Below are 17,479 nucleotides of genomic sequence, written 5' to 3' on the forward strand. Positions count from 1 at the left end.
CAGGTGTTCGCCTCCGGTGAGGCGCTGCCCGGCAGCACCGCGCAGAAGGTCCGCGAGCTGACCGGTGCGCGGGTGCACAATCTGTACGGCCCGACCGAGGCCGCGGTCGACGTCACCTATCACGAGGTCACCGACGCGGACATCAGCTCGGTGCCGATCGGTGCGCCGGTCTTCAATACCCAGGTGTACGTGCTGGATTCGCGACTGAACCCGGTTCCGGTGGGTGTCGCGGGCGAGCTGTATCTCGCGGGTGTGCAGCTGGCGCGCGGGTATGTGGCGCGGCCGGATCTGACCGCCGATCGGTTCGTGGCCGATCCGTTCGAAGCGCGGGGAGGCGGAGCGATGGGTGCGCGCATGTATCGCACCGGCGATCTGGTGAAGTGGGATGCGGGCGGTGAGCTGGAGTATCTGGGCCGCACCGACTTCCAGGTGAAGTTGCGTGGTCTGCGTATCGAGCTGGGCGAGATCGAGGCGGCGCTGCTGGCGCAGCCGGGTGTCTCGCAGGCCGTGGTCGTGGTGCGCGCCGATGCGCACACCGGTGATCAGCTCATCGGCTACGTGGTCGCCGATGCCGACGGCGAGGAGCTGAAAACCGCTCTCGCCCAGTCGCTTCCGGCCTACATGGTGCCGTCCGCGCTGCTGGTGCTCGACGAGTTCCCGCTCAATGCCTCGGGCAAGCTGGACCGTAAGGCGCTGCCCGCACCGGTTTTCGAGGCCAAGATGTTCCGGGCGCCGTCGACTCCCATCGAGGAGATTGTCGCCGGGGTCTTCGCCGAACTGCTCGGTGCGGACCGAGTCGGCGCCGACGACGACTTCTTCGAGCTGGGCGGTAATTCGCTCATCGCCACCCGGGCCGTGGCCCGGGTCAACGAGGCGCTCGATACCGATGTCGCGGTGCGCGAACTGTTCGAGACCTCCACGGTCGCCGGGCTGGCCGCTCGCGTGGTGCCCGGTGCGGGCGTGGGCGCGCGGCCGCCGCTGGTCGCGGGGGAGCGCCCGGCGCGGGTGCCGCTGTCACTGGCGCAGCAGCGCATGTGGGTACTGAACCAGTTCGATCCGGAGTCGGCGGCCTACAACATCCCCATGGCCATCCGCCTGCAGGGCGCCCTCGATGTACCCGCGCTGCGGCAGGCGGTCGAGGATGTGCTGACCAGGCACGAGGTGCTGCGCACGTGGTATCCGGAGTCCGCTCCGGGCGCGGCGGCGTACCAGGAGATCCTGTCGGTGGCCGAGGTGCTGCCGGATGGTCTCGAGGTGGAGCGGGCCGACGACATCGGCGCGCGGGTGGCCGAGCTGGTCTTCACCGGATTCGATGTGGCGCAGCATGTTCCGCTGCGGGTGCGATTGATCACCGGCGATGATCCGGACGACTACCTGCTGGTGCTGGTCGCTCATCACATTGCGGCCGACGGCGCCTCCATGGCTCCGCTGGCGCGCGATCTCGTGGCCGCCTACCTGGCACGCAGTGCGGGCCGGGAGATCGGCTGGTCGCCGCTGTCGGTGCAGTACGCCGATTTCGCGGTGTGGCAGCGTGCCGTGGTCGGCGTCGACGAGGACGAGAACTCGCTGGCCGCACAGCAATTGGCGTTCTGGCGCGAGCAGCTGGCGGACCTTCCGGCCCCGAGTCTGCCGCTGGATCGTCCGCGTACCGCGGCATCCTCCACGGCGGGCGCGTTCGTGGACTTCCGGCTGCCCGCCGAAGTGCACGTTGCGCTGAATCGTATTGCGCGGCAGCACAATGCCTCGCTGTTCATGGTGGTGCACGCCGCCGTCGCGGCCTGGCTGGCGCGGCTGTCGGGTAGTACCGATGTGGTCATCGGCACCGCCGTCGCCGGTCGCGGTGAGCGGGCTCTCGACGATCTGGTCGGCATGTTCGTCAATACCTTGACGCTGCGCACCCCGGTCGACCTCGACGCGCCGTTCGATGTGCTGGTCGCGCAGGCCCGGGAGACCGACCTGAATGCCTTCGGCAATGCCGATGTGCCGTTCGAGCGGGTTTCCGAGGTGGCGGCCGCCGGTCGCGGCGCCGCGAATCCGCTACTGCAGGTGGTGCTTTCGCTGCAGAACACCGAGACCCCGGTGCTGGAACTGCCGGGGCTGCGGGTGTCGGCCATCGATACCGAGCTGGCCGCGGCCAAGTTCGATCTGCAGATCAGCATGGAGCCGCGGTCCGGCGCCGATGGCGCGCTCGGCGTGCTGGACGTGATCTTCGCCTATGCCACAGACCTTTTCGACGAGGCGACCATTGATTCGTTCGGCCAGGTGCTGGAGCGGATCCTGCTGGCCGTGGCCGCCGACCCGCACGCGGTGGTCGGGGATATCGAACTGTTCGGCGCACCGGGTGCCGGGGTGGCCGCCGCACCGCAGTCCGCTCCCGAACCGGCCGCTCCGGCCGCCCGGGGCGCCGCGCTGACGCAGGTGCTGACAACCGCGGTCGAGGACGACCCGGACGGTCCGGCGGTGGTGTGGGGCGAGGAGTCGGTGACGTATCAGGAACTCGACGCCCGCTCCTCGCGGCTGGCCCGGGTCCTGATCGCGCACGGCAGCGGACCGGGCGCGGGTGTCGTGGTGAGTGTGCCGCGCAGCGTGGATCAGGCCGTGGCGATCTGGGCGGTGCTCAAGACCGGCGCCATGCTGGTGCCGTTCGTGGCAGCCGACGCACCGGGTCTGGATGTCAAGGTGGGTATCACTGTGAGTAACGCGCCATCCACGGCGGCGGGCATCGATTGGCTGGTGCTCGACGATCCGGAAGTGGTGGCGCAGGTAGCGGCCGAATCCGCTCGCCCGGTCACCTATGCCAGTCGAACGCGCGCCCTGCGCGGTGTCGACCCGGCGTACATTTCGGCCGGCGCCGTCCTCACCTATGACGCACTGGCCGCCGCTGTCGACCGTGCTCGCGCCGCCACCGAGCTCACCTTCGAGTCCCGAACCTTCCAGCACGGCTCACCGGATTCCGCGTTGGCCCTGGTGGAGCTGGTCGCCGCCGGTGCGGTGGGAGCCTCGCTCCTGCTGGTGGATCCGGCTGCCGAGCTGTCCGGGGCACTGGCCGAGGAATGGGTCACCCACCTGTTCACCGGCGCTGCGGGCGCCGTCGAACTGGACCCGTCCGCACTGGAGGATCTGCAGGCTGTGGTCCTCGACTCCGAGGCGAATGCCGCCGCGTGGCCGATGGTCACATTTGTCCTATCTGGTCTACCCACCGTTCACTTGGCGTAATAAAACTGCAGCCCGTAGTTCTCCACTGGGTTCGCCGATACGAATTCGGCGTTCACTGATCGGTTGTATTGTCCGCGCGGTAGCGGAAGGTCGAGCTTGCGCGCTCGGCTCTCCCGATGTGCACAGCTGACTCTTGCGGTGTGCACAGTCGCGCGGGGAACAATGGATACGGCGGGGACATCTTCGTGAAAACGGTTGCCGGGCAGTGGCAGATCCAGCTTTGGACGGTGTGGGCATGAATGGCACAGTGCGCGTACGACCCACTCGCCCGCGGCGGACGCGGGTGCCCACGCTGCCACAGCTGATTGCCGCTGCGGTCGAGACCAACCCGGAAGGGGTGGCGCTGGTTCTGGCCGATGCCACCGGCACACTCGCCGCTCTCAGTTATGCCGCGCTCGACGAGCGGTCGAGCCGGTTGGCGCGCTTGCTGATCGACCGCGGCATCGGCCCGGAGGATCGGGTCGCCGTCGGTATCGAGCGCTCACTGGAGTCGGTGATCGCCGCGTGGGCGATTACCAAGACCGGCGCCGCGTTCGTCCCGGTGGATCCGAATTACCCGGCCGACCGGATTGCCCACATGGTGCTCGATTCCGGTGCGGTGCTTGGCCTGACCGTCGAGGCCGCCCGGTCCGGGCTGCCCGGCGAGGTCGAGTGGCTGGCCGTCGACGCCGACGATTTCGGCGCCCGGCTCGTCGCGTACCCGTCCGATCTGGTCACCAATGCCGATCGGGTGCGGCCGCTGCGTGCGGGGCATCCGGCCTACGTCATCTACACCTCGGGCTCCACCGGCACACCCAAGGGCGTGGTGGTCACACACGCCGGGCTGGCGGCCTTCTGCGAGGTGCAGCGGAGGCGGTACGACCTCACCGCGAACTCGCGCACACTGCATTTCGCGTCACCGTCCTTCGATGCCTCGGTGCTGGAGCTGCTGCTGGCAGTCGGCGGCGCGGCCACCATGGTGGTGGTATCGCCGCGGGTGTACGGCGGCGCCGACCTGGCGGCGGTGCTGCGGCGCGAGCGGGTGACGCATGCCTTCGTCACCCCGGCCGCGCTCGCTTCCGTCGATCCGGACGGGCTGGACGAGCTGAAGGTGGTCATCACCGGTGGTGAGGCCTGTCCGCCGGATCTGGTGCAGCGCTTCACCGCCGGCGGCCGGGCCTTCTGGAATGCGTACGGCCCCACCGAGGCGACGGTCATGACGCATATGACCCGCCTGCTCCCGGATCGGGCGGTGACCATCGGTGCGGCCATTCCCGGCGTCACCCAGTACGTGCTCGACGAGCGGCTGGCCCGGGCGCCCGTCGGTACCACGGGCGAACTGTATGTGGCGGGACGGCATCTGGCCCGGGGCTATCACCGACAATCAGGGCTCTCGTCTTCCAGATTCGTGGCAAATCCCTTCGATGCCAATGGATCTCGACTCTATCGCACCGGTGATCTGGTTCGGCAGAAGGCCGGCGGTGAATTGGAATACCTGGGCCGCAACGACTTCCAGGTGAAGATCCGTGGATTCCGGATCGAGCTCGGCGAAATCGATGCCGTGCTGGCTGAACATCCGGCGATCGACCTGGCTGTCACTGTCGGCCGTGAACTGGTCAGTGGGACCACCGTGCTGGTCACCTATGTGCATGCCGCCGAGACCGCTTCGGTGCAGGTGGCCGAACTGACGGCGCTCGCCGAGCGTCGCCTGCCCGGGCATATGGTGCCGACCGCCATTGTGGTGCTCGACGAGATTCCGCTGACCCCCGCGGGCAAGCTGGACCGTCGTGCTCTGCCCGAACCGGAGTTGCGGACCGCGTCCTACCGCGCTGCGGAAACCGCTGTGCAGCAGTCTGTTTCCGAGGTGCTGGCCGAGGTACTGAAGAGCGACCGGGTCGGCCTCGACGACGATTTCTTCGCGCTCGGCCTGGACAGCATCACCGCTATCCAGATCGTCTCGCGCGCACGCGCGCGCGGGGTGGTGTTCAAGCCCAGGGATCTGTTCGCCACCCGCACCCTGGCCGCGCTCGCCGAGATCGCCACTGCCGCAACAGCACAGGCGGAGGTGGAGCCGGTCATCGGTCCGCTGGTGCGGCTCGACGATGCCGAGCTGGCGCGGTTGCGCGGGATCTATCCGAACCTCGCCGATGTCTGGCCGCTCACGCCGTTGCAGTCGGGCATGCTGTTCCACGCGCTGCTGGCGGAGTCCTCGGTCGACGCCTATATGACACAGTTCAGCGTCGATCTCGGTGGCGATATCGATGTCGAACTGCTGCACGCCGTGGCGCAGGCGGTGCTGGATCGGCATGTGAACCTGCGCGTGGTCTTCACCGAGGACTCGGCGGGCACCCCGATTCAAATCGTCCTCGATAACATCGAGGTGCCTTGGCGCTACCTGGATCTCGCGGATACGCAGCCGTCCGCGTCCGCCGTCAAAACGGATTGGCTGCTCGCGGCCGATATGGCGAGCCATTTCGATATGGCGACCGGGCCGCTGGTGCGATTCTCGCTGGTACGCACCGCGCCCGAGCAGTACCGGGTGTGGGTCACCAGCCATCACATTCTCCTCGACGGCTGGTCCATGCCGCTGCTCATGCAGGACATGCTGGCCCTGTACGCGCTCGGCGGCGGCGCACAGGCGCTGCCGCAGCCGCGGTCCTATCGCGATTATCTGGCATGGCTGGGAGCGCAGGATCAGGCCGCGGCCCGAGACGCCTGGCGCGCCGCGATGGCCGGTTTGACCGAGCCGACTCCGCTCGCCCCGGTCGATCGGTCGCGGGAAATCTCGGCCGGCATAGGCGAATTGGGCTTCGATCTGCCCGCCGCGGACACCGCCGCCCTGAGTCGTGTTGCCGCCGAGACAGGTGTCACGGTCAATACGATCGTGCAGGCGGCCTGGGGCTTGCTGATCGCACGCAGCACCGATCGTGACGAGGTGGTCTTCGGTGCGACCGTGTCGGGTCGCCCGCCGCAATTGGCCGGTATCGAGACCATGGTCGGCCTGTTCCTCAATGCCATTCCGGTGCGGGTGCGGCTGGCTGCGGCGGACACGCTCAGCGGAGTACTGCGGCGACTGCAGGACGAGCAGGCGGCGCTGCTGGATCACCACTATCTCGGCCTGGGCGAGATCCAGGAAATCGCCGGAGTCGAAGGCCTTTTCGATTCCCTGGTGGTGTTCGCCTCCTTCCCGGTCGATGGTGAAGCGCTCGATGAGGCTGCGGCGCCGATCGACGGTGTGGGCCTGCTCGGAACGGGTGCGGCCAGTGGCACGCACTATCCGGTGACGATCATGGTGCAGCCGGTAGCCGATCGGCTGCGCGTGCACGTCAAGTACCTGCGCGACCTGTTCGACGAGGACGCGGCACAGGCCATGGCACAGCGGTTTTCGCAGCTGCTGACCCGTTTCGCGGCGGAGCCGCAGGCGCGCGTCGCGGATGTGGACGTGCTCATCGAGAGCGAACGCGTTGCGCTGGCGAGCGTGAATTCCACCGAAGTCGCTGAACTGCTGGATGATTCGACACTGCTCACGCTGTTCGACGCGCAGGTCGCGCGGACGCCGGACGCGGTGGCGGTGATATCCGGCGATACCACCCTGACCTACGCGGAGCTCGATGCGCGGTCACGGCGGCTGGCGCGGGAACTGACGCTGCGCGGTGTGCGGCCGGAGTCGCGGGTGGCGGTGGCCATGCGGCGTGACATCGATCTGGTTGTCGCCATCTATGCGGTGCTGCGGGCGGGCGGCGCGTATGTGCCGGTTGATCCGGACCATCCGGCCGAGCGCAATGAGTACGTGCTGGCGGGCTCGGCTCCGGTGTGTGTGCTGACACGCACTGTTGATGAATTCGAAACTGCCTCGGGTGTACCGCTTTTCCTGGTGGATGCTGTTGCGGGCGCCCCCGATATCGAGTTCGTCGGTCAGGCGGTGGTGCGGCCGGGCAATGCGGCGTATGTCATTTACACCTCCGGTTCGACTGGTCGTCCCAAGGGTGTGGTGATCACGCATCGGCAGATGGCCAATCAGTTCCGTTGGGCGCAGCGTACGTATCCGCATGGTGCGGGTGATGTGGTGTTGCACAAGACGCCGATTACGTTCGATATTTCGACGTGGGAGTTGTTCTGGCCGTTGCAGACCGGTGCTGCGGTGGTGATCGCGGAGCCGGACGGTCATCGCGATCCGGCCTACATCGCGCATGTGATCGACGAATATTCGGTCAACACAGTGCATTTCGTGCCGTCGATGCTGGACGCCTTCCTCGACGGCCCCGCTACCGCCCATCCGTCGCTGCGCTGGGTGTTCGCCGCCGGTGAAGCGCTGTCGGCCCGGACCGCGGCCAAGTTCGATGCGGCGCTGCCGGATACGGCGCTGGTGAACTGGTACGGCCCGGCCGAGGCCACGGTCGTCACCGCACAGCCCGCCGGCAATGCTGCGGGCGTCGCCGTACCGATCGGCGGTCCCGTCGCCAATACCCGTGTGCACGTGCTGGATCGGCAATTGCGGCCGGTGCCGTTCGGGGCAGCGGGCGAGTTGTATGTGGCCGGTGTGCAGTTGGCGCGCGGCTACCTCGGTGCGCCCGCATTGACGGCGGAACGCTTTGTCGCGCACTCCGGCGGCGAGCGGCTCTACCGCACCGGCGATGTGGTGCGCTGGGATACCGACCCCGCCGGAGCCGGGCATGCGCTGGAGTACTTGGGCCGCGGTGACTTCCAGGTGAAGCTGCGCGGTCAGCGCGTCGAGCTCGGCGAGATCGAGATCGTGCTGCTGAGCCATGCCGCAGTGCATCGCGCGGCCGTCTCGCTGGTGCGCGGCGATACCGGTGACCGCCTGGTCGCCTATATCGTGCCGGAATCGGGTGCGCAGGTGGCCGATACGGATCTGCTCGCGCACGCGCGCGAGTCGCTGCCGTCGTACATGGTGCCGTCAGCGGTTGTGCATCTCGAGGCCATGCCGCTCAATGCCAGTGGCAAGCTGGACCGTAAAGCACTGCCGGTGCCCGAATTCCAGGCTCGTGCGTACCGCGCGCCGTCGACCCCGGCCGAATGCACCGTCGCCGAAGTCTTCGCCGCGGTGCTCGGCGTCGAACGGGCCGGGGCGGACGACGATTTCTTCGAACTCGGCGGCAATTCGCTCAATGCCACCCAGGTGGTGGCGCGGCTCGGCGCGGCGCTCGGAACCCGGGTGCCGGTGCGCGCCGTCTTCGATGCGCCCACTGTCGCCCGGCTCGCGGAACAGCTTGCCCAGCACCTGGATTCGGCTATCGCACCGCTGCGGCCGATGGAGCGCCCGGAGCAGATTCCACTGTCGTACGCCCAGCAGCGGATGTGGTTCCTCAATAAGTTCGATCCCGGTGCGGGCATCTACAACCTGCCGACCGCGCTGCGGATCACCGGGCCGCTGGACGTGCCCGCACTGCGGGCCGCGGTATACGACCTGGTCGACCGGCACGAGGTGCTGCGCACCGTGTACCGGGAGCACGACGGCATCGGCTACCAGGTGGTGCTGGCCGAGCGCGATCCCGAGGCGCTGCCCGCCCTCCCGCTGCGCGACATCACCGAGGCCGAACTCCCCGCATATGTGACCGACGCGGTTGTCACCGGTTTCGATGTGAGCGCGGCGCCGCCGCTGCGGCTGGGCCTGTTGCGCCTGGCTGCCGACGATCACGTGCTGGTCTGCGTGGTGCACCACATCGCGGGTGACGGCTTCTCCGCCGGACCGCTGACCCGCGATCTCGTCACGGCCTATCTGAGCCGCATCCAGGGCCGGGAACCGGAGTGGACGCCACTGCCGGTGCAGTACGCCGATTTCGCGCTGTGGCAGCGCGACATCCTCGGTGACGAAGCCGATTCGGCATCCCTGCTGGCGCGTCAGCTCGACTTCTGGCGTACCACCCTGACGGGGCTGCCCGACCAGTTGGACTTGCCCGCCGACCGGCCGCGCCCGGCGATCTCCTCCGGCCACGGCGCGACCCTGATCTTCGAGATCGATCCGGTGGTGCACGCCGGATTGCAGCGTATGACGCAGGAGCACAACAGCACCCTGTTCATGGTGCTGCACGCGGCCTTCGCCACGGTGCTGGCCCGGCTGTCCGGTACCCGCGATATCGCGATCGGCGCACCGATCGCCGGCCGCGGCGCAGCCGAACTGGATGATTTGATCGGCATGTTCGTCAACACCCTGGTGTTGCGCACCGATATCGACCCGGCCGCCAGCTTCACCGAGTTGCTCGCCGCCGTCCGGCAGGCCGATCTCGCGGCCTTCGAGCATGCGGACGTGCCGTTCGAACGCATTGTGGAACTGCTGGATCCGCCGCGCTCGCAGGCCCGGAACCCGCTGTTCCAGGTGGCGCTGACACTGCAGAATATGACACGCGCCGAGCTCGCCCTGCCGGGCATGACGGTGTCGTCCGTCGAGCTGGATCTCCCGGTGGCCAAGTTCGACCTGGATCTCACGCTGATCGAGAGCATCGGCGAGGGCGGTGCGCCCCAGGGGATTTCGGCGGCCTTCAACTACGCCACCGAACTGTTCGACGACGCCACGGTGCGGTCGTTCGCACAGCGTTTTGTGCGAGTGCTCGAGGCCGTCACCCACAGCCCGGAGCTGCCGGTCGGCGAGCTGCCGATCCTCGACACCGGCGAATACGAGCTGCTGACCCGGATCTCCGGCGATTTCGCCGAGGCGGCGCTCCTGCCCGAGCTGCTGACCAGGGGTGTGCGGCTGGGCCGGGACCGGATCGCGGTCCGGAGCCGGGACCGCTCGTTCGATTACGGTGAGCTGGACGACTATTCGTCGCAGCTGGCGCGCGTGCTGATCGCGCGCGGAGCCGGGCCGGAATCGGTGGTCGCACTGGCCATCGGCCGCTCGTACGAAATGATCGCCGCGGTCTGGGCCGTAGCGAAATCGGGCGCCGCCTATGTGCCGGTCGATCCGGCGTACCCGACGGACCGGATTCGGCATATGGTCACCGATTCCGCTGCGACGGTGGGTCTTACGCTGACCGGTCTCGCGGGTGATCTGCCCGGTGACGTGGAATGGCTGGCACTGGACGCCCCGGCGGTCACCGATGCGTGCGCCCGGATGTCGCCCGCCGCGGTGACCGATGCGGATCGCCGCGCGCCCCTGCGGCCACAGCACCCCGCCTATGTCATCTACACCTCCGGTTCGACCGGTCTGCCCAAGGGCGTCGCGGTCACCCACACGGGGTTGGGTGGGCTGGTGGATCAGGGCGTCGAATTATGCGCTGTCACAGCGGATGCCCGATTCTTGCACGTGTGCTCGCCGAGCTTCGACCAGTCCATGGAGGAGTGGCTGTACACCTTCTCCACGGGTGCGACGCTCGTCATCGTGCCGCCGGAGGTGGTCGGCGGCCTCGAGCTGCGTGAGCTGCTGCACGCCGAGCGGGTCACGCATACGATGATCACCCCGGCCATGCTGGGCACGGTCGATCCGGCGGGGCTGGACGAGCTGCGGGTGGTGGGCACCGGTGGCGATGCGACCTCCGCGGAGCTGATCGCCAAGTGGCAGCCCGGCCGCCGCTACCTCAACAGCTACGGTCCGACCGAGGTGACGATCGGCTCGACATATGTGAATCTTGCGGTAGGACAGCGGGTGACGATCGGTGCGCCGCTCCGGGGTATCTCGGCATTGGTGCTGGACACCCGGCTGAATCCGGTGCCGCCGGGAGTTCCCGGTGAGCTGTATCTGGTGGGCTCGGCACTCGCGCGGGGCTACCGCAATCGCGGCGGGCTGACCGCCGAGCGCTTCGTGGCCTCCCCGTGGGGTGCGCCGGGCTCCCGGATGTACCGGTCCGGCGATCTGGTGCGCTGGGTGCCCGGGGCGGACGGCTGGGAACTGGATTTCCTGGGGCGCACGGACTTCCAGGTGAAGGTCCGCGGTTACCGCATCGAACTCGGTGAGATCGACGCGGTACTGGCCGCGCACGAGGATATCGAGTTCGCGGTCACGCTCGGCCGGGAGAACGCCGCCGGCGCAACCATGCTCGTGTCGTACGTGCTCGCAGCGCCGGGCCGATCGGTGGACGAGGCCCGGCTGTTCGCCTACGCGGGCAGGCAGCTGCCGTCGCATATGGTGCCGGCCGCGCTCGTGGTACTCGACGAGATTCCCCTGACCCCCGTCGGCAAGCTCGATCGCCGGGCGCTGCCGGAACCCGAACTGGCACAACGGGAATACCAGGAACCCTGCACCTCGCTCGAAGAGCTGGTGGCCGGGGTGTACGCCGGACTGCTCGGCGTGGACCGCGCCGGTCGCGAGGACGATTTCTTCGAGCTGGGCGGCAATTCGCTCATCGCCACCCAATTGGTGGCCCGGCTCGGCGCCGCACTGGAGACGCGGGTCCCGGTGCGCGCCGTCTTCGAGACGCCGACGGTGCGGGCGCTGGCCGCCTTCCTCGAATCGCAGGCGACCGGCGATCGCATTCCGCTCGTGGCGCGTTCGCGTCCGGAATTCATTCCGCTGTCGCTCGCGCAGCAGCGCATGTGGTTCGTGAATCAGCTCGAACCGGCCGCAGCGGCATACAACATGCCGGTGGTGCTGCAATTGACCGGCGCGCTCGACGCCACCGCCTTGCAGCAGGCCGTCGCCGATGTGGTCGCCCGGCACGAATCGCTGCGCACCGTGTATCCGGAAGTGGACGGCATTGCTCACCAGGTGGTGCGGCCCGCCGAACAGGCGGTGCCGAGCCTCGTACCGGAGCCGGTCGAGCAGGCGGTACTGCTGGAACGGATCACCGCCGAGCTCACCAGCGGATTCGACGTCACCTCCGAGGTTCCGTTGCGGGCGAAGCTCTTCCGCATCGAACCGAGCCCCAGCGGCGATATCGAGCATGTGGTGATGTTCGTCGCGCACCACATCAGTGCGGACGGCTGGTCCATGGGACCGCTTGCCCGCGATGTGATGACCGCGTATCTGGCACGGACGGCGGGCAGCGCGCCCGCATGGTCGCCGCTGCCGGTGCAGTACGTCGACTACGCGCTGTGGCAGCGCGAGGTGCTGGGCACGGAATCCGATCCGGAGAACCTGATCTCGGCACAGGGCGCGTATTGGCGCAGCGCCTTGGCGGGTGTTCCTGAAGAACTGAACCTGCCCACCGATCGCCCGCGGCCGCCGCGCCCGTCCTTCGCGGGCGGTCAGGTCGCGTTCTCGATCGGCAACGAGCTGTGCGAGAGCCTGCGATCACTGGCACGTACCCAGAACGCGACGCTGTTCATGGTGGTGCATGCCGCGCTGGCCGCCTTCCTCGCGCGCATCTCCGGTACGAACGACATCGTCATCGGTACCCCGGTGGCCGGTCGTGGTGAGGCCGAGTTGGACGACATGATCGGCATGTTCGTCAATACCTTGGTGCTGCGCACACAGGTGCCCGGACAGCTGCGGTTCACCGAACTGCTCGCGGAGACCAAAGAGGTCGATCTGGCGGCCTTCGCACATGCCGACGTGCCCTTCGAGCGCTTGGTCGAGCTGCTCAATCCGGAACGCTCCACCGCCCGCAATCCACTGTTCCAGGTCATGCTGTCGTTCGAGAATCTCGCCGAGTCCGGCTTCGAACTGCCCGGATTGCGTATTGCGGCACTGGATTCCGGCGTCACGGCCTCGCAGTTCGATCTGTCGCTGATCATGCGGGAGGCCGCCGCCGGTGACGATATCGGCATGCACGCGGTATTCACCTTCGCCCGTGACCTTTTCGACGAGGCGTCGGTGCAGGTGTTCGCGGAGCGTTTCACCCGGCTGCTGGAAGCCGTTGTCGCACAGCGTGATACTCCGGTCGGTGACCTGTCGCTGCTGGACGACGGTGAGTACGGGCTGCTTACCCGGGTGTACAGCGATGAGGTCATGGCGACCGGGCTGCTGCCGGATCTGCTCACCAGGGGATTGCGGCTCGGCCGCGACCGCACCGCCATCCGGTACCGCGGTCACTCCATCACCTACGGCGAATTCGACGACTACACCTCGCAGCTGGCGCGGGTGCTCATCGCTCGCGGCGTCGGACCGGAGAAGCTGGTCGCCGTATCCTTCCCGCGCTCCTTCGAAATGGTGGCCGCGGTACTGGCCATCGCCAAGGCCGGTGGCGCACACGTGCCCATCGACCCGACCTACCCGGTGGACCGGGTCCGGTACATGATCACCGATTCCGGTGCGGCGCTGGGCATTACCAGCTCCGCGCATCGCAGCGGTCTGCCCGGCGACGTGGAATGGCTGGCACTGGACGATCCGGCGACCGACGCCCGGTTGATGACCGAGTCGGCGGCCCCGGTCACCGACGCCGATCGGCTGACGCCACTGCGCGCGCAGCATCCGGCGTACATGATCTACACCTCCGGATCCACCGGTATGCCCAAGGGCGTCACCGTCACCCACGCCGGACTCGGTGGTCTCACCGACTATGCGGTGGCCTGCTACGAACTGAATTCGCAGCACCGCATGCTGCACAACTGCTCGCCGAGCTTCGATCCGTCGGTGCTGGAATGGGTGTGTGCTTTCTACATGGGCGCGGTCCTGGTGATCGTGCCGTCGGAGATCATGGGCGGCCCCGAACTGGCCGAGCTGCTCCGCGCCGAGCAGGTGACGCACGCGATTCTCACCCCGGCGGTGGCGGGCACCCTCGACCCGGCCGATCAGGGGCAGTTGCAGCTGCTGACCGTCGGCGGCGATGTGACCACGCCGGAACTGCTGGCCAAATGGCAGTCGGGCCGGGTCTATCACAACGCCTACGGTCCCACCGAGGCCACGATCATCTCCTCGTACGCGCGGCTCACGGCGGGCGACCAGGTCACCATCGGCACACCGGTGCACGGCATGTCGGCCCTGGTGCTGGATTCCCGCATGCACCCGGTGCCGCCGGGCGTCGCGGGCGATCTGTACCTGTCGGGCGGCGCGCTGGCGCGCGGTTACCGGAACCGGTCCGGCCTGACCTCGGAGCGATTTGTCGCAAACCCCTGGGGCAGACCGGGATCGCGGATGTACCGCACCGGCGATGTGGTGCGCTGGTACGCCGATCCGGCACAGCGATCCGGCAATCGCGCTGTGCCGTCGGTGGATTGGGAGCTCGACTACGTCGGCCGATCCGACTTCCAGGTCAAGATCCGCGGCTTCCGCATCGAACTCGGTGAGATCGACGCCGTGCTCGGCCGGCACGAGAAGGTCGACTTCGTCCTCACCCTCGGCCGCAAGAACCCTGCCGGTGCAACGATTCTCGTCTCGTATGTACGGGGCGTGCCCGGTGCGACGGTGACGCCCGAGCACCTGCTCGAACATGCCGCGCGCAGTCTGCCGCCGCATATGGTGCCGTCTGCCGTCGTGGTGCTGGACGAGATCCCGCTCACCCCGATCGGCAAGGTGGATCGGGCGGCGCTGCCGGAACCGGTACTGGCACAACGGGAATACCGGGAGCCTGCCACTCCGATGGAGAAGACCGTCGCCGCCGCTTTCGCCGAGGTGCTCGCCGCCGAGCGCGTCGGCAGGGACGACGACTTCTTCACCCTCGGCGGTAATTCCCTGCTGGCCACCCAGGTTGTCAGCCGACTGCGCAAGCTGACCGGCGCGCAGGTCATGGTCGCCTGGTTCTTCACCGATCCGACCGTCGCGGGGCTGGCCAAGCAGGTCTCGGCCGCTGTCGACAGCAGTGCCGAGGGCGCTGCTGCCGATGCGGCGCTGCGGGTGGTGCTGCCCATTCGCGCCACGGGCACGCGCACGCCGCTGTTCTGTGCGCCGCCGATGGCCGGAATGTCCTGGTGCTACGCCGGTTTGGCGCGCTACCTGCCCGAAGACCAGCCGATTCTGGGTCTGCAGTCCCCGGCCCTCATCGAGGACGACTATCAGCCGGAATCGCTGACCGAGGTGGCGCGCCGCTATATCGCGGAGATGCGCGCCATCCAGCCGGAAGGCCCGTACCGCCTGCTCGGCTACTCGCTCGGCGGCGTGCTGGCCCAGGCCATCGGCACCGAACTTCGAGCTCAGGGGCAGCGCACGGAGGTGCTGGCCATTCTGGACGCCTACCCGGAGGCCGACCTGTCCGACTTCCGCAGCGCACTGCGCGACGAGTTCGCGGCGCTCGGTGTCAGCGCCGACAACTTCCCCGAAGGCGATCTGCAGGATCTCGGCGACGAGGCGCTGGCCGCCCTGCACGCGGCCATCCCGGCCGACCTCGCCGTGCTCAGTCTCGACGGGGTGCGCCGCATCTACCGGGGCGCGGTCCGCACCGTCGAACTCGGATCCGCCTATCGCCCGGATGTTTTCGACGGCGATATGGATCTTTTCCGGGCCGAGATCCGTGGCGTCGACGACTATCCGCACACCGCCGCGGACTGGCGTGCGTTCATCACGGGAGCGATTACCGACCACCCCATCCCGTTCCTGCACCAGTTGATGGTCACGCCCGAGGCCATCGCGATCATCGGCCCGCGATTGGCCGCGGTGCTCGAAGCCGCGGACCAGTGGACCGAGGAGATCGGCGACGAGGAGATGGGCGACATCGCCGAGCCGGCCGAGGATATTGTCGAAGAGAGTGTCGAGGCTGCCGAACCAGACACGGAGCCGGTTGCCGATTGGGCTGTTACCCAGGTACTTCCGGTGATCACCACGGCGGGCCCGCCCTCGGGCGTGACACTGCGGACCCGAATGGATCCGGCTCCCACCGACACAGGATCCCGGGCGCTGCCGGTCTTCGCGGTGGATCCCGCACCCGTCGCCGCGCCGCTTGCCGTGCCGGTCATGGGACCGCGTCTCACCGCGGTGGGCAAGGTATCGCCGCTCCCCGCCGGTGCGGTGGAACTGCTCACGGTCGAGCGGTCGGGCCGCTCGGTTCGGGCCATCACGCTGGATATCACGGCCGATGTCTCCGGATCGCGGGTCCGGCGATCGGTGGCGGCCCTGCTCGATCGGCATCCCGCCCTGCGCTCGCGCTTGCGGCGCGACGGGGCGGCGAGCGTGCTCGATATTCCGGCGCAGGCGAATTCACGCGATGCGATGGTGTGGCAGGTGGATCCGTCGGTCGAGGCGGTGGGCGATCCGATCGAGGCCGTCGTCCATGCCGCCGCGGCAGAGCTGGATCCGGAGAAGGGCCGCAATATTCGCTTCGTGCTGATGCAGGGCATCCAGGCGGATCCGAGTCTCGATCCGGCCGACCGCCCGGCGGCGGTGCTGGTCGTCGTCGCCAATGGCCTGGTGGTGGATGACATCTCGTGGCGCACCATGATCGAGGAGCTGACCGAGTCCTGGTCGGGTGGGCATGCCACGCCGCGTACTGCGGACGCGCATCCGGCCGTGATCGCGGAGCAGCTCGCCGAACGTGCCGCCGCGGTGTCGACCGTCAGCGAATTGGGTTGGTGGCATGCGGCGCTGGGTTCGGCGTCACGAGGCATCACGGTCGCGGAGGTGCGCGCCGCGGGTGCGGACCCGATCAGTCGCGGCCGGGTCTCGGTCTTCATCACCGGTGAGGGCGCGGCGGCCGTCGCTCGAGTGGCGCGCCGCTATGGGTCGGGTCTCGAGGAGGTCCTGCTCACCGCGCTCGCGGTAACCCTGCTTGACGACGACGGCGCCCCGGCGCGTGCCGGACTCGGTTCGGTGGTCCGGCTGGTCGCCGACGGCCGGGTGCTGGGCGATCCCGCCGGTCACCGCACGGTCGGGGCCTTCAGTGCCGCCTACCCACTGGCGCTGCGGCTGACCGCGGTGGATTTCGACGAGGTGCGTCGCGGCGGCCCCGCGGCCGGGTCGGCGCTCGAGCAGATTCGGGACCTCTGCCGCAAGGTTCCGTCCCGGGGTGTGGGCTTCGGACTGCTACGGCATCTGAATCCCGTGACCGCCGCCGAGACGGCCGCACTGCCGGCCGGTCATATCGGTTTCCGCTACCGCGATCTGCGCCCGGCCAGGGTGTATCCGGATCCGGTTGCCGATGACATCTACCTGGACGTCACTGTGGACACCCTCCAGTACGGTCTCGTCGCCCGCTTCGACTTCGCGGGTGCGGTGCTGGATCTGGAGCAGATAAAGCGACTTGTGGAGGGCTGGGTACAGGCATTGGGCGGACTCGCCGAGCACGGTCGCGCGAACAATCCGTAATATCGAGCGTTATCGGAGAGGCACCCCGATAACCCTGTTTCGATGTTGCAGGTCGCTCCCGGGCGGCCGTGCACGGTGATTACCGGCTGTCCCCAGCTGGCCGAGTAACACACCCCGCGCACACTCGATTCATTTCGGGGGGTGTACCGGCGGCACGAGCAACAACGGACAGGATGAGGGACATCTTCATGATTCGGGTGGTCGGCCAGCGGCACA

The 17,479-nt window shown here is 68.2% G+C and carries 1 protein-coding gene and 1 pseudogene; both read left to right on the forward strand.

Going from position 1 to position 17,479, the window contains the following annotated elements; genetic code table 11:
• Positions 1–3,216: condensation domain-containing protein (locus tag JWN03_RS03275; protein ID WP_297609439.1), on the forward strand; the 3,216-nt coding region annotated here is incomplete at its 5' end.
• A 283-nt stretch (positions 3,217–3,499) separates the two neighbouring features.
• Positions 3,500–17,263 (forward strand): annotated as a pseudogene (locus JWN03_RS03280) (amino acid adenylation domain-containing protein); the annotation flags it as partial.
• Positions 17,264–17,479: the final 216 nt, after the last annotated feature.

This window comes from Nocardia sp. (genome assembly GCF_025465275.1).
GTDB lineage: Bacteria > Actinomycetota > Actinomycetes > Mycobacteriales > Mycobacteriaceae > Nocardia.